Genomic DNA, 15,003 nt, shown 5'->3' with positions numbered 1-15,003 from the left:
ATCCATCCGACTCACCCCGCTCTACATGGCTTGAACAGATCCAGCTTGCCGTCATACACCTGGGTCTGCACGTCCATGATGCCGAGCATGGAGTGGAACAGGTTGTCGTGGGAGAAGCGCTTGCTGCTCGCCTCCTGCTGCAGGCAGTCCAGGTTCAGCTGGCGATCCGCCTGCAACTGGGGGGAGAACCAGGTCAGGAGCGGCACCCGGGTCTGATCGTCCGGCGCAAACTTGTAGGGAGTGCCGTGCAGGTAGAGCCCCATGGCCCCGAGGGATTCACCGTGATCCGACAGATAGACCAGGCCCACATCGTATTGATCTTCCAGGGTCTTGAGCTTGTCGATCAGCTGGGCCAGCACCTTGTCGGTGTAGCGTATGGTGTTGTCATAGGTGTTCACCAGCTCCTCGTTGCTGCAGTTCTCGATGTCGCTGCGCGGGCAGTCTGGCAGGAAGGCGCGGTCGGCGGCCGGGTAGCGGCGATAGTAGGTCGGACCGTGGCTGCCCATCAGGTGGAAGGCCACCAGCTTGCCGCCCTGCCCGCCCCGCATCCCGGCGATCTGCTCATCCAGCCCCTGCAGCAGGACCTCGTCATGGCAGGCATCCCCCTCGCAATATTGCGGGAAGGCCTTGGGCTCGATCTCTATGGTGGGCACATGCTTGCACACCCCCTTGCAGCCGCCGTCGTTCTCCTTCCAGAGCACGGAGACGCCGGCGTGTTGCAGCACGTCCAGCAGGCCGTCCCTGGACTTGGCCAGGGTCTCGTCATAGCCGCGGCGGGTGAGGTTGGAGAACATGCAGGGCACGGAGACCGCAGTGGCGGTGCCGCAGGAACGCACGTCCTTGAAGGAGACCAGCCCCGCCTCCCTGGCGGTGAACCCGTTGGTTTCCTTGCCATAGCCGTTGAGGGAGTAGTTCTGGCTGCGGGCCGTCTCCCCCACCACCAGGAACATCAGGGTCGGCTTGCCGCCCCTGGCCGTGATCCTGGCGTCGGTACCAATCTGCTCATAGGGAATTGGGGTCGCAAAGAGGATGTCCCTGGCATAGCGATAGACGCCGCGCACATAGTTGGAGGGCACTATCTCTTTGACGATGTTGTGGTTGTTGCGCCCGACCGAGGCGTAATCCTGATAGTAGAGGGCAGCGACCCCGAGCAGGAACAGCAGGGAGAGGCTGATGCCCCCGAGGCGCATGCCCAGCCCCTTGTACCAGCGGCTCGGGTACTCCACCCGGATCCAGAGCAGGCAGAGCACCGGCAGCACGCCGGTGAGCAGGAACCAGAGCGCCACGGAGCCGTTGAGGTAGGAGCCCGCCTCCCCGCTGTTGGTCTCGACCACGTTCTGCACCATGCCCACATCGAAGATGATCCCGTATTTGAGCATGGCGTAGCTGGCCAGGGAGCCGGTCAGGATCAGCAGGGTGAAGAAGGGCTTGAGCAGATACTTGAAGGTGAACGGCAGGAAGACGGCGTTGAGCGCGGCGATCAGCACGAAGGGAATGGAGAGCGCGAAGCCCGCCTTCACATGCTCGAGGGCGCTGAGGATCCGGTAAAAGTGCAGAAAGATGGGCCAGTTGAACACCAGTGCAAACAGCAGCACCAGCAACAGATTGACCTTGATCACTCCCAGAGTGGGACGCATAGAGAGACTCCGACAAACCAGTGATTCCTGAAGCCTTGCAAGGAGGCTCCGTTGTGCGCATCCCCTCCCTCTTCCCGAGCGGAGTGATGACCGGAGCGGCCAGGATGCAAGCTGATCCTAGAGGGGCAAACTTAAGCGGACATTAAGGGGGGGGCGCGAAGAAAAGCGGGAGTTGGCAGAGTCTGGCGGATAAAAAAACGGCAGCCGCTGGCTGCCGTTGTTGGTGCAGGTTGGGAGGCCGGCGCTCAGGGGCGTTACCGCCTCGCCGAAGGAGGATGCCGCCATTGCGGCCCTCCAGGGCGGGTTTACAGGGTTGCCGCCACTTCGTCGGAGATGGAGCCGTTGTGGTACACCTCCTGCACGTCGTCCAGATCTTCCAGCATGTCGATGAGGCGCATCAGCTTGGGGGCGGTCTCGGCATCCAGCTCAGCCTCGGTGGAGGCGATCATGGTCACTTCGGCGCTCTCGGGCTTGAAGCCGGCGGCTTCCAGACCGTCCAGCACGGTGCCGAAGTCGTTCGGGGTGGTGTACACCTCTATGGTGCCATCCTCTTCGGTCACCACGTCGTCGGCACCCGCCTCCAGGGCGGCATCCATCAGGGCGTCTTCATCGGCGCCCACGAAGGTCAGTACGCCCTTCTTGGTGAACAGGTAGGCCACGGAGCCATCGGTCCCCAGGTTGCCGCCGCACTTGCTGAAGGCGTGACGCACTTCGGCCACGGTGCGGTTGCGGTTGTCGGTCAGGCACTCCACCATGACGGCGGAACCGGCCGGGCCGTAACCTTCGTAGACTATGGTCTCGAGCTGTTCGCCGTCACCACCGCCGGCGCCACGCTGGATGGCACGGTTGATGGTGTCGCGGGTCATGTTGCTGGTCAGGGCCGCCGCCACCGCCGCACGCAGGCGCGGGTTGTTGGCAGGATCCGCATCACCCAGACGCGCGGAGGTGGTGATTTCGCGGATCAGCTTGGTGAAGATCTTGCCGCGCTTGGCGTCTTGCGCCGCCTTGCGGTGTTTGATGTTGGCCCATTTACTGTGACCTGCCATAGGGACTCTCCGTTATAGTTTGAAATTTCAGTAACACAGGTTGCGACTGCGCGAGGGAAAACGGGAAAGGCCGCATCGCTACGGCCTTCGGTGCCTGTGAAGGCTTATTCGTCACCCTTGACGGTGGTCGCAATCGCCAGCTCGCCCAGTTGGGCCGGGTTGGCAAAGCTCGGGGCGTCCGTCATCAGACAGGCGGCCGCGGTGGTTTTCGGGAAGGCGATGACATCCCGAATGTTGTCGGTGCCGGTCAGCAGCATGCTGAGGCGATCCAGACCGAACGCCAGGCCGGCGTGAGGCGGGGTACCGTATTTGAGGGCATCCAGCAGGAAGCCGAACTTCAGGCGCTGCTCGTCCGGGGTGATCCCCAGGATGTCGAACACGGTGGCCTGCATCTCGCTGTTGTGGATACGCACGGAGCCGCCACCCACTTCGTAGCCGTTGATCACCATGTCGTAGGCGTTCGCGTAGGCACCCAGGGGGTTGGCCTTGAGCTCGCTCGGGCCCAGGTTGCTCGGCGCGGTGAAGGGGTGGTGCATGGCCGCCAGACCGCCTTCGCCGTCTTCCTCGAACATGGGGAAGTCGATGACCCAGAGCGGCTTCCAGACGTTTTCCACCAGACCCAGATCGCGGCCCACCTTGAGGCGCAGGGCGCCCATGGCGTCGCACACCACTTTCTTGGAGTCGGCGCCGAAGAAGAGGATGTCGCCGTCGGCCGCGCCGGTGCGGGCCAGGATCTCGCGCACGATGGCGTCGGAGAGGAACTTGGCCACCGGGGACTGCACGCCCTCGAGGCCGCTGGCCGCATCGTTGACCTTCATCCAGGCCAGGCCCTTGGCACCGTAGATGCCGACGAACTTGGTGTACTCGTCGATCTGCTTGCGGGACAGCTCCGCGCCGCCCGGGACTTTCAGGGCTGCGACGCGGCCTTTCGGATCCTTGGCGGGGCCCGCGAACACGGCGAACTCCACCTCGGTCAAGAGGTCTGCCACGTCCACCAGCTCCATGGGCAGGCGCAGGTCCGGCTTGTCGGAGCCGAAGCGGCGCATGGCCTCGTCGAAGGTCATGATGGGGAAGTCGCCCAGATCCACGTTCAGGATGTGCAGCCACAGTTTGCGGATCATCTCTTCCATGATTTCACGCACCTGGGGCGCGGTCATGAAGGAGGTCTCCACGTCGATCTGGGTGAATTCCGGCTGGCGGTCGGCACGCAGGTCTTCGTCGCGGAAGCACTTGACGATCTGGTAGTAGCGGTCGAAGCCGGACATCATCAGCAGCTGCTTGAACAGCTGGGGGGACTGCGGCAGGGCGTAGAACTTGCCCTTGTGCACGCGGCTCGGCACCAGGTAGTCGCGGGCCCCTTCCGGGGTCGCCTTGGTCAGCATGGGGGTCTCGATGTCGAGGAAGCCGTGCTCGTCCATGAAGCGGCGCACGAAGGCACTGGCCTTGGCGCGGGTCTTCAGATATTTGGCCATCTCGGGACGGCGCAGGTCCAGGTAGCGGTACTTGAGGCTCACCTCTTCGCTGTTGACCTGGTTGAAGTCCAGCGGCAGCGGCTCGGCACGGTTGATGATGGTGAGCTCGTGGGCGAACACCTCGATGGCACCTGTGGCCATGTCGCTGTTGCGCTGGGACTCGGGACGGGTGCGCACCACGCCGGTCACCTGGATGCAGAACTCGCCGCGCAGCTCGGAGGCCAGGGCGAAGGCGTCCGGCTTGTCCGGATCGAAGAACACCTGCACGATGCCCTCGCGGTCGCGCATGTCGATAAAGATGAGGCCGCCGAGATCGCGACGACGATGGACCCAACCGCACAATGTAATGGTCTGCCCGGCATGGGCCTCATTGACCTGTCCGCAATAGATAGAGCGCATGGACTTCTTCCTTCGAAATGGTAGAGAGACGGTTCATCTTGAGTCGCCGGGCACGACTGGCAAGCACCGTCCGTATCACAGCTGGCCAGATCCGGCTTCTTGCCCGGTTTGAAATCAGTCTCGTGTCATCCGGCTTCCCTGAGCCGGAATCTGGCCGCCAAGGCAGGCTGGTCCCCCGCTCCCGGCAGGGATGACGAGTGGGCGAGAAGCCATCGGCAAGCGTTGTTGTCTGGCCACTGCCGGGCCGCGATCACCGTCACCCGGGGGGCACGGTCGCGCGCATCACGACAATCTGGCAAACAAAAGGGTTGGCATTATAGAGGAAAACCTCCATTTGGGTAAAATGGCCCGCAGCCCCCTTTACCCTGTTTTTTGTTGTTCTGGCGCAAAAAGGGGGGATAAACGTGCGCCAAGCTGCCGACAGGAACCATCATGAGCCTCTATTTGGGCCTGCCCCAGTGGTCGCACCCGGCCTGGCCCGGTCAACTGCTGGGGGTGGGCGCCAGGCCCGCCGAGCACCTCGCCCACTACGCCCGGGTGTTCAACACAGTGGAGGGCAACACCACCTTCTACGCCTCGCCGACCCCGGATACGGTGCGGCGCTGGGCCGATGCGGTGCCTGACCACTTTCGCTTCAGCTTCAAGTTTCCGAAAGAAATCAGCCACCAGAGCGATCTGGTGAGCGCAGACAAACAGGTGGTGGCCTTTATCCGCCTGCTCGAACCACTGCACCCCAAGCTCGGGCTGCTCAAGCTGCAGCTGCCCGCCCGCTTCGGGCCAGAGGGGCTGGCCCGTCTGGATGCCTTCTTCGAGCGGCTGCCGAAGGACTTCAGCTATGCCCTAGAGGTGCGCCACCCCGATTTCTTCGCCAAGGGGGAGGCGGAGCGCGCCCTCAACCGGATGCTGATGGAGAAGGGGGTGAACCGCATCATGCTCGACAGCCGACCGCTCTTCTCGGTGCCCGCCACCTCGGCCGCCCTGGTGGACGCCCAGGGCAAGAAACCCAGGTTGCCGGTCCACCTGCTGGCCACGGCAAATCACCCTGTAGTGCGCCTGATAGGTCTGCCTCAACCCGAGGACAATCACCCCTTTTTGCCGTCCTGGTTGCCCCATTGGCAACAATGGCTCCGGGAGGGCAAGGATCTCTACCTCTTTGTCCACACCGCCGACAACGCCCGGGCCCCCGAACTCGCACGGCAGATCACTCGCCTGCTCGGCCAGGAGATGGCCCCCTGGCCGGGAGAAAACGATCGCGCGCACCAGGGTGTGCTGCCCTTTTGAGCGGCGCTCTCCCCGCCCCTTCCCCGACGCTAAAAAAAGCCGTTTTTTTGTGGCCCCACGGGGCTTGGCGTCAAGACAAACGCCGACCTTTCCTCTACACTAGCGCCCCAAGTAAGGTCCCGGCCCTGGGTGCATGGCAATGCGTTGCCCACCAGTGCCCGGCACCAAGGCAGGGCCCGGACCATGGCCCGTTGCGAGCAGGGCAAGCCCGAAGGATCCCGGAGCAAGCCACCCCGTTCGTCAACCGGTGACGACGCCATTTCGATGCCCGTCTACCCAAGATTCAATTGAACAAAGCAGCCGTGGACTCCACCGGCTGCCAGGTTGCGTCAGCATGCACGATCAGATTTTTGCCGCCCCCATCGCCCGTCTGGGAGACTTCTGCTTTGACGAGCAGGTCGTCGACGTCTTCCCCGACATGATCCAGCGCTCGGTGCCCGGTTACAGCAACATCATCTCCGCCATCGGCATGATGGCCGCCCGCTACGCCCAGCCCCAGAGCCGCCTCTATGACCTCGGCTGCTCCCTGGGCGCCGCGACCCAGGCCATGCGCCGTCACGTCAATCAGCCCGGCTGCCGCATCACGGCGGTGGATCTCTCCCACCCCATGATAGAGCGGGCCCGCGCCCACCTCTCCGGCTTCAAGTCCGAGGTACCGGTGGAGCTCATCGAGGCGGACATCTGCGACATCGCCATCGAGAACGCCTCCGTGGTGGTGCTCAACTTCACCCTGCAGTTCGTCGCGCCCGAGAAGCGGGCCGCCCTGATCCAGCGCATCTTTGATGGCCTGCGCCCCGGCGGCATCCTCATCCTGAGCGAGAAGTTCCGCTTCGATGACGAGCAGGTCAACGAGTTGCTCATCGACCTGCACCTCGACTTCAAGCGGGCCAACGGCTACAGCGAGCTGGAGATCAGCCAGAAGCGCACCGCCCTTGAGAACGTGATGCGCACCGACACCCTGGCGGTCCATCAGGCGCGCCTGCGGGACGCCGGTTTCACCCATCAGGATCTCTGGTTCCAGTGCTTCAACTTCGGCTCCATGATCGCCATCAAAGCCAGCGACCCGACCCAGCCATGATCGACTTCGCCAACTTCTATCAACTGATCGCCAAGAACCGGCTGAGCCACTGGCTGCACACCCTGCCGGCCCAGCTGCACGCCTGGCAGCACGACAACCAGCACGGGGATCTGCCGCGCTGGAGCCGCGCCCTCGTCAAGTTGCCGGTCGTGCCCCCCGGACAGATCGAGCTCAAAGAGCGGGTCGCCATCGGCGGGGCCGAGAGCCTGGGCGAGGGGGAGCGCAAGAAGACCGAGAGCCTGCTGCGCCAGCTCATGCCCTGGCGCAAGGGCCCCTTCCATGTGCACGGCATCCACATCGACACCGAGTGGCGCTCCGACTGGAAGTGGGATCGGGTGCTGCCCCACATCAGCCCCCTCGAGGGGCGCTATGTGCTGGACGTGGGCTGCGGCAGCGGCTATCACCTCTGGCGCATGGTGGGTGAAGGGGCGAAACTGGCGGTCGGCATAGACCCCAGCCCGCTCTTCCTCTGCCAGTTCGAGGCCATTCGCCACTTCGCCGGCAACGACCAGCGCGCCCACCTGCTGCCGCTCGGCATCCAGGAGCTGCCGGCGCTGCGGGCGTTTGACACCGTCTTCTCCATGGGAGTGCTCTATCACCGCAAGTCCCCCATCGAGCACATCGAACAGCTGCGCAACCAGCTGAAAGACGATGGCGAGCTGGTGCTGGAGACGCTAGTGGTGGACGGCGACGAGAACCAGGTGCTGGTGCCCGCGGATCGCTACGGCAAGATGCGCAACGTCTGGTTCCTCCCCTCGAGCGCCGCCCTCAAGCGCTGGGTCGAGCGCTGCGGCTTCACCGAGGTGCGCATCGTCGACGAGAATATGACCAGCATCGACGAACAGCGTCGTACCGACTGGATGATTAACGAATCCCTGAGTGATTATCTGGACCCAAACAATCCCGCACTCACGGTCGAAGGATACCCGGCACCCAAGCGTGCCGTACTGATCGCCAGAAAGGCCAAAGACTAGCCGATGGCGGCTGTGGAAGTTACACTGACCCAATTCCAGGAAGCACAGTTAAATGAATGACATGAAAAGCAAATTAAAAGGAATGACCCTGCTCTCCCTGCTCAGTCTCGGCGGGTGTGTCAGTATGGAAAAAGCCCCCCCGGTCCCGACCCTGACGCTGGCCGAGCTGCGCAACGAGATTGCCCTGAGCGAGCAACGCCTGCAAACATCCATGGAACAGCAACAGAAGCAGTACGTGCAGCAACAGCACCTGCTGGTTCAGCTCAACACCGATGTCACCAACATGAAAGAGTCCGTGAACAAAGTCGACAGCAAGCTCGATCAACTGCCGCCAGAGCCGCCCAAGGCCATGCCCATCCCCACCGAGAAGTGCCCAGCCCCGAGCCAGGGTCACACGGTAGACGGCAAGCTGCTGGTGGGTGAAGCCGAGTGGATCTGGGTTGACGCCGCCAACGACGCCTTCCAGGCGCGGGTCGATACCGGTGCCACCACCTCCTCCATCAGCGCCCAGGAGATCACCATCTTCGAGCGCAACGGCAAGAACTGGGTGCGCTTCTTCCTGAGCCACCAGGAGATGGACGACAAGATCCAGATCGAGGCACCCCTGGTGCGCCACGTGCGGGTGCGCCAGGCCTCCGCCGACGACCTCGACCGCCGTCCCGTGGTGCGCCTCACCGTGCGCATCGGCGACATGACAGAGAAGGCCGAGTTTACCCTGAAAGACCGCAGCGACATGACCTTCCCCGTGCTGCTGGGCCGTGAGTTCCTCAAAGACATCGCCGTGGTCGACGTGGCCCGCGAATATATCCAACCCAAACCCAAGCTCAAGGATGTGAAATAATCCATGGTTTCCCGTAAGCCGTTCTATCTGCTGGTCGCCCTGTTGTTCATCGTCGGCCTGGGAATGACGTTTTATCACCATGTCGCCCTGGACGTGCCCCTCACGCCCGGTGAAAAACGTCAGATCTGGTCCATCGAGGCCAAGCTCGAGTTCGAGGCGACCGGCGAGCCCGTCATCGCCTCCCTGGCCATTCCGGGCACCCAGCCCGGCTTCACCCTGATGAACGAGAACGCCGCGAGCCCGGGTTATGGCCTGTCGTTCGTGGAAAAGGACGGGGATGCCCGCGCCGAGTGGTCCATCCGCAGTGCCTCCGGCCGCCAGGAGCTCTACTACCGCGTCGACATGATGGCGGATGCCCACGCCAAGCCGGCCGCGAATCCGCAGCCGCCCGCCATCGAGAAGCAGATCGAGAGCGAGCCTTACGCCACCGCCATGAAGCAGATCCTGGAGCGCGCCCAGGAGCGTTCCGCCGACGGCTACACCCTGACCCGCGAGATCATCAAGGAGATCGAGAAGCAGGAGCAGAACGCCGAGCTGCTGAAATCCCACAAGAGCCGTGCCAATCTGATCGCCGAGCTGCTGAACAACGCCGACGTCCCGGCCCGCGTCGTCCATGCCCTGAGCCTGGAAGATGGCCGCCGCCGTCAGGAGCTGGTGGACTACCTGCAGGTGTTCAACAGCCCGACCGACTACAAGCTGTTCAACCCGCAAAGCGGTGAACAGGGTCAACCGGCCAACCTGCTGCTGTGGGAGTACAACTCCGGCGCCCTCTTGGACGTTACCGGCGGCCACAACTCCCGCGTCACCTTCTCGATGATCGAGCAGGAGCAGCCGGTGAACGTGGCCCTGGCCCAGAAGTTCGAGAAGTCCGAGATGATGAACTTCTCCATCCACAGCCTGCCGCTGGAAGAGCAGGCCCTGTTCAAGGGGCTGCTGCTGATCCCCATCGGCGTGTTGATGGTGGTGTTCCTGCGGGTCATCGTGGGGATCAAGACCTCGGGCACCTTCATGCCGGTGCTGATCGCGGTCGCCTTCATCCAGACCTCCCTCGTCACCGGTCTGGTGGGCTTCCTGCTGATCGTCGGCACGGGTCTGGTGATCCGCTCCTACCTCTCGAGGCTCAACCTGCTCCTGGTGGCGCGGATATCGGCGATCATCATCATGGTGATCTCGATGATCGGCATCTTCTCGGCCTTTGCCTTCAAGCTGGGGCTGACCGACGGCATGAAGATCACCTTCTTCCCGATGATCATCCTCTCCTGGACCATAGAGCGCATGTCCATCCTGTGGGAGGAAGAGGGCCCGAAAGAGGTGTTCCGCCAGGGCGGCGGCTCCCTGCTGGTGGCCGTCATCGCCTACCTGGCCATGGACAACGAGCTCATCCGTCACCTCACCTTCAACTTCCTCGGCCTGCAGCTGGTGCTGATGGCGACCGTGCTGTTGATGGGCAACTACACCGGCTACAAGCTGAGCGAACTCAAGCGCTTCAAGCCGCTGGTGGACGAGATGAAGTCTGGTGCCACCCCGGGTAAGGACAAGTAACAGATGTGGTTCTGGCAGAAATACACCAGTCCGTGGAGCCTGTCCCAGGCAGGCATCCTCGGCATGAACAAGCGCAACCACTCCTACATCAGCCGCTACAACCCGCGCCGTCTCTACCCGCTGGTGGATGACAAGCTCAAGACCAAGCGCATCGCGCTGGACGCCGGGGTGACGGTGCCGGAACTGATCGGCACCATCCGCGAGCAGCACGACGTGGGCCGCATCACGGCGCTGGTCAAGGAGTGGCCGGGCTTCTGCATCAAGCCGGCCCGCGGCTCCGGCGGCAAGGGGATCCTGGTGATCCTGCGCCAGGAGGACGGCCTCTTCTACAAGCCCAACGGCAGCGCCTGCAACGGCCAGGATCTGGAGCGCCATGTCTCCAACATACTGGCGGGGCTCTATTCCCTGGGCGGCAAGCCCGACGTGGCGCTGGTGGAAGGGCTCATCAACTTCGACGACGTGTTCGACGGCTACTCCTTCGAAGGGGTACCCGATGCCCGGGTGATCATCTTCAAGGGGTTCCCGGTGATGGCCATGATGCGCCTCTCCACCTCGGCCTCCGACGGCAAGGCGAACCTGCACCAGGGCGCCGTGGGGGTGGGTCTGTGCCTGCGCACCGGCCGCGCCCTGCGGGCTGTGCAGTTTGGCAGCCCGCTGCGCCACCACCCGGACACCGGCCTGGATCTCTACGAGCTCAAGGTGCCCCACTGGGACACCCTGCTGACGCTCGCAGCTTCTTGCTACGAGATGTCGGGTTTGGGCTACATCGGCACCGACATGGTGCTGGACAAGTTCCGCGGCCCCATGCTGCTGGAGCTCAACGCCCGCCCAGGCCTCGCCATCCAGATCGCCAACGGCCGCGGCCTGGTGCCGAACCTCAAGACCATAGAGAAGCTGGGCCAGGTCAAGATGAACGTGGAGCAGCGGGTCAACTTCGCCAAGGATCACTTCGGCATCTTCGACGAGTAGGCGATGACATCGTCCTTCCCTTGCAAAAACGCGCCCCTGGCGCGTTTTTTATGGCCGCTCCTCACAGGAGCCGGGGAAGGCCGATCCCCGTCACATCCCGTGGCGGCGCCCCTTCAACGACACGGTGCGAGGGGATAAGCTCCAGACGGGGGTAGCTGCCACGACCGCTCCGGGCGGGCGCCATCCCCCAGTTCCGTGAGGCACAGCGCCTGCCAGGAGGGTACCTAATGTCGGCGACAAACCGGTCTCTCGATGGTAGATTAATCAAATCAAATAGATAGCATCGATCGGGTTTCTCCTATGCAACGTTGGCCCAGCCTGAAACAGCTGCAATATCTGGTCGCTCTGGACGAGCACAAGAACTTCAACCGCGCCGCCAAGGCCTGTCATGTCAGCCAGTCCACCCTGAGTACCGGGATCCAGACCCTGGAGGACATGATGAACCTGCAGCTGGTGGAGCGTGATCACAAGAGCTTCATCATGACGCCGGTCGGCATGGAGATAGTGGCGCGGGCGCGCAACCTGCTCTCCGACGCCCGGGATCTGATGGAGCTGGGGCAGCAGCAGGGGGGCGTCATGCACGGCACGGTGCGCCTGGGCTGCATCCCCACCATAGCCCCCTTCCTGCTGAGCAAGCTGCTGCAGGTGTGCGGCAAGGCCTATCCGGATCTGGAGCTGCTGCTGCGGGAAGACACCACCACCAACCTGCTCAAGCAGCTGGAGCAAGGGCAGCTCGATCTGCTGATCCTGGCGCTGCCGGTGGAGATCGGCGGCTTCCACAGCAAGATGGTGGGCATAGATCCCTTCCATATGGTGATGCCGTCAAATATGGCTGCCACTCTGCACATGCCGTTCGACTACAAGGAGCTGCCCAACCAGAGCATCTTCCTGCTGGAGCGGGAGCACTGCCTGACGGAGCACGCAGTGAGCGCCTGCCGGCTGCGGGACAAGAGCAAGATCAACCCCTTCGCCGCCACCAGCCTGCACACCCTGGTGCAGATGGTGGGCGCGGGCCTCGGCACCACCTTCCTGCCCCAGATGGCCATAGATGCCGGCATCCTCGACAACTCGGATCTGGTGGCCATCCCCCTGCCCGGGGAGAAGCCCTATCGGGAGATAGGCCTGGTGTGGCGCCCCAGCACCACCCGGGTGCAGACCTTCTACAAGATTGCCGAGCTGCTCACCCCCCTCATCAGCCCCAAGGCGGCGAGCTGAGGCCGGGATTGCCGGCGCCCCCTGCTAGGGGCGCCAATCCGCTATGCAGCCGTCATTCAGGTTCCAGGCAGGATCATCGTCTATGATGAATCCCGAACCCTATCAAGGAGTTGAGATGTTTCGCACCTTGCTGCTGTCCCTGCTGGCCCTGCTTGTCACCGCCTGCTCCAGCACGCCGGAGCCGCCCCCCCCCGCGCGCCAGAGCAGCGCCTTCGACAGCTTCTATCAGCAGTGGCGCGGCGTCCCCTATCGCATGGGCGGTTCGGATCGCGCCGGTCTCGACTGCTCCGCCTTCACCCAGCTCGCCTACAGCCAGGTGCTGGGCTTCACCCTGCCCCGCACCACGGAATCCCAGGCCAGCCTCGGCCGCCCGGTGGACAGATACCGGCTGCAGCACGGGGATCTGGTCTTCTTCAAGACCGGCTGGCAGCAGTACCACGTCGGGGTCTACACCGGGGCCGGAGAATTCATCCACGCCTCCACCAGCAAGGGGGTGATCCGCTCGCGCCTCGACAACGTCTACTGGAACAGCCGCTACTGGCAGGCCCGCCGCCTGATCCAATAGGCGATCCCCAATAGAAAAGGCCCCTCGGGGCCTTTTCATGTTGCTACCGGTTCAGTGCTTGCGGTGCCAGCGGGGCGAGGTGGCACGCTCCCCCCAGGGGGTCGTGCAGGGCAGCAGAGCCCCCTCGATGACGCCATCATGACTCGCCAGCGCCAGGGCTATCTTCTCGTGGAGCAGGCGCAGCAGGTTTTTCTCCTGCGCCGCCAGGGAGTGGCCAGCGGCGAAATACTCCCGCTGATGCTGCAGCGCCAGCTTCTGGGCAAATTCATAGGTGGTGAAACTGTCCGGCATGCGCGCGATCACGTCGTCCAGCCGGGCCAGCAGGCAGTGCAATTCCCTGGTCATGTGCGGTTCTCCCTCTGAGTCGATGAGTCACAAATACCCCTTATTGGATAGACAACCAATCGACATGCCCCAAAACTGTGGCCTCGAGCACAGTTCCACGGAAAGAAGCCCGCCCTCGGCCCACCCCGTGTCGCCAGCCGGTTTACAAGTTGGCAACGACCCGCTAGATTTGGACCGACTAATCAGTCGGTCATTTTATGTGCGGAGCCTGCCATGACCCCTCCTCTCTCCCCACCGGACAAATTCTCCCTGCCCGAGCAGCTGATCCGCCTCAGGCAGGCCTGTCAGGCCAACCCCATGCCGAGCCTGGCGCAGCGCCGCACCTGGCTGCTCGGGCTCAAGGGGGCGCTGCTCGCCCAGCGGCAGGCCCTGTGCGACGCCCTGGCCCTGGACTACGGCCAGCGCAGCGGCTATGACAGCCTGATCGCCGACATCCTGCCCTGCGTCATGCAGATCGACTACAGCCTGAGACGGCTCAAGGGCTGGATGAGGCCGGAGCGTCGCCACGCGGGCCTGCTGCTGGCGCCTGCCAGGGTCGAGGTGCACTACCAGCCCCTCGGCGTGGTCGGCATCATGGTGCCCTGGAACTTCCCGGTGATGCTGAGCCTAGGCCCCCTCATCACCGCCCTGGCCGCCGGCAATCGCGCCATGATCAAGCTCTCCGAGTTCACCCCCCACACCAATGCCGTGCTGCGCACCCTGCTGGAGACGGTGTTTGACGACGACGAGGTGGTAGTCATCGAGGGGGACGCCGGGCTCGCGGCCGCCTTCAGCACCCTGCCCTTCGATCATCTGCTGTTCACCGGCTCCACAGCGGTGGGGCGTATGGTGATGGCCGCCGCCGCCCCCCAGCTCACGCCGCTGACCCTGGAGCTCGGCGGCAAGAGCCCCTGCCTCATCGCCCCCGACATGCCCCTGGCCCTGGCGGTGGAGCGGATGATCTTCGGCAAGAGCCTGAACGCCGGCCAGATCTGCGTGGCCCCCGACTATGTGCTGCTGCCCAGGGGGCAGGAACAGGCCTTTATCGAGGCCTATCAGGCGCACTTTCGCCGCCTCTACCCCAAGGGACTGGATAGCCAGGACTACGGCTCCATCATCAACGCGGTCCAGTATGAGCGGCTCACCACCTGGCTGGACGAGGCGAGGCAGGCGGGCGCCCAGGTGCACCCCTGCGCGACGCCCGCCCGGGATGACGGCGCCCACCGGCTGGTGCCCCACCTGCTGACCGAGGTGCCCGGGCACTGCCAGGTGATGCAGCAGGAGATCTTCGGCCCCCTGCTGCCCCTGGTGCCCTACGACGACATCGACGAGGCTATCGCCTATGTGGCGGCACGGCCCCGCCCGCTCGCGCTCTATCTGATGAGCCTGGATGAGCCCCTGCAGCGCCGCCTCATCCGGGAGACCCACGCCGGGGGCATGGCCATCAACGAGAGCCTGTTCCAGGCGGCGGCGGACGACGCCCCCTTCGGCGGCCTGGGGCCCTCCGGCATGGGCCACTACCACGGTCGCGAGGGCTTCCTCACCTTCTCCAAGGCGAAGACGGTGCTGCGCCGCGGGCGCTTCAGCACGGGCAGCCTCATTCACCCCCCCTATCGGCGCTGGTACCAGCGGCTGATGATGGCCCTGCTCCTGCGCTAGG

General features: G+C 63.9%; 13 protein-coding genes. 9 read left to right on the top strand and 4 right to left on the bottom strand.

Features of this window, described 5'->3' with window-relative positions:
• Nucleotides 1–11 precede the first annotated feature (11 nt).
• The 3 genes from R2B70_RS06330 to aspS all read right to left on the bottom strand — a co-directional run bounded on the left by R2B70_RS06330 (nucleotide 12) and on the right by aspS (nucleotide 4,554).
• Nucleotides 12–1,637 (bottom strand): phosphoethanolamine--lipid A transferase, encoded by a 1,626-nt coding sequence (locus R2B70_RS06330; RefSeq protein WP_318162908.1) that lies wholly within the window; start codon nucleotides 1,635–1,637, stop codon nucleotides 12–14.
• A gap of 305 nt (nucleotides 1,638–1,942) precedes the next feature.
• Nucleotides 1,943–2,683, bottom strand: coding sequence for a YebC/PmpR family DNA-binding transcriptional regulator (locus R2B70_RS06325; protein ID WP_042077319.1), 741 nt, complete (start codon nucleotides 2,681–2,683; stop codon nucleotides 1,943–1,945).
• A gap of 104 nt (nucleotides 2,684–2,787) precedes the next feature.
• Complete coding sequence (aspS, locus tag R2B70_RS06320) at nucleotides 2,788–4,554, bottom strand: aspartate--tRNA ligase (RefSeq protein ID WP_318162907.1); 1,767 nt, start codon at nucleotides 4,552–4,554, stop codon at nucleotides 2,788–2,790.
• A gap of 432 nt (nucleotides 4,555–4,986) precedes the next feature.
• Here aspS and R2B70_RS06315 point away from each other — a divergent pair, with 432 nt between their 5' ends.
• The 8 genes from R2B70_RS06315 to R2B70_RS06280 all read left to right on the top strand — a co-directional run bounded on the left by R2B70_RS06315 (nucleotide 4,987) and on the right by R2B70_RS06280 (nucleotide 13,019).
• Entirely contained in the window at nucleotides 4,987–5,835 is an 849-nt protein-coding gene (locus R2B70_RS06315; protein WP_318162906.1) for a DUF72 domain-containing protein, read from the top strand.
• A 334-nt stretch (nucleotides 5,836–6,169) separates the two neighbouring features.
• Nucleotides 6,170–6,913, top strand: a complete 744-nt coding sequence (gene cmoA, locus R2B70_RS06310) for a carboxy-S-adenosyl-L-methionine synthase CmoA (protein WP_209793528.1) — start codon at nucleotides 6,170–6,172, stop codon at nucleotides 6,911–6,913.
• Nucleotides 6,910–7,887 (top strand): tRNA 5-methoxyuridine(34)/uridine 5-oxyacetic acid(34) synthase CmoB, encoded by a 978-nt coding sequence (gene cmoB / locus R2B70_RS06305; protein ID WP_318162905.1) that lies wholly within the window; start codon nucleotides 6,910–6,912, stop codon nucleotides 7,885–7,887. The genes cmoA and cmoB overlap by 4 nt, the downstream gene beginning before the upstream one ends.
• An 82-nt stretch (nucleotides 7,888–7,969) precedes the next feature.
• Nucleotides 7,970–8,728 carry an ATP-dependent zinc protease gene (locus R2B70_RS06300; RefSeq protein ID WP_197068412.1) on the top strand — a complete coding sequence of 253 codons (759 nt, stop codon included), beginning with the start codon at nucleotides 7,970–7,972 and terminating at the stop codon, nucleotides 8,726–8,728.
• 3 nt (nucleotides 8,729–8,731) lie between these two features.
• On the top strand, nucleotides 8,732–10,270 hold the full coding sequence (locus R2B70_RS06295; RefSeq protein WP_042077309.1) for an inactive transglutaminase family protein: 1,539 nt from the start codon (nucleotides 8,732–8,734) through the stop codon (nucleotides 10,268–10,270).
• Nucleotides 10,271–10,273: 3 nt separating this feature from the next.
• On the top strand, nucleotides 10,274–11,239 hold the full coding sequence (locus R2B70_RS06290; RefSeq protein WP_042077307.1) for an alpha-L-glutamate ligase-like protein: 966 nt from the start codon (nucleotides 10,274–10,276) through the stop codon (nucleotides 11,237–11,239).
• 300 nt (nucleotides 11,240–11,539) lie between these two features.
• Entirely contained in the window at nucleotides 11,540–12,454 is a 915-nt protein-coding gene (locus tag R2B70_RS06285; protein ID WP_042077305.1) for a hydrogen peroxide-inducible genes activator, read from the top strand.
• A gap of 115 nt (nucleotides 12,455–12,569) precedes the next feature.
• The gene (locus R2B70_RS06280) at nucleotides 12,570–13,019 is read left to right on the top strand and encodes a C40 family peptidase (protein ID WP_209793525.1); all 450 of its coding nucleotides are present in this window, start codon (nucleotides 12,570–12,572) and stop codon (nucleotides 13,017–13,019) included.
• 51 nt (nucleotides 13,020–13,070) lie between these two features.
• Here R2B70_RS06280 and R2B70_RS06275 read toward each other — a convergent pair whose 3' ends face one another.
• On the bottom strand, nucleotides 13,071–13,364 hold the full coding sequence (locus R2B70_RS06275) for a hypothetical protein (RefSeq protein ID WP_042077302.1): 294 nt from the start codon (nucleotides 13,362–13,364) through the stop codon (nucleotides 13,071–13,073).
• A gap of 213 nt (nucleotides 13,365–13,577) precedes the next feature.
• On the opposite strand from R2B70_RS06275, the gene R2B70_RS06270 reads away from it, so the two are divergent.
• Nucleotides 13,578–15,002 carry a coniferyl aldehyde dehydrogenase gene (locus R2B70_RS06270; protein ID WP_318162904.1) on the top strand — a complete coding sequence of 475 codons (1,425 nt, stop codon included), beginning with the start codon at nucleotides 13,578–13,580 and terminating at the stop codon, nucleotides 15,000–15,002.
• Nucleotide 15,003: the final 1 nt, after the last annotated feature.

It is taken from the genome of Aeromonas sp. XH, from assembly GCF_033348475.1.
Lineage (GTDB): Bacteria > Pseudomonadota > Gammaproteobacteria > Enterobacterales > Aeromonadaceae > Aeromonas > Aeromonas sanarellii.
This window is presented reverse-complemented; position numbering and strand designations above follow the sequence as displayed.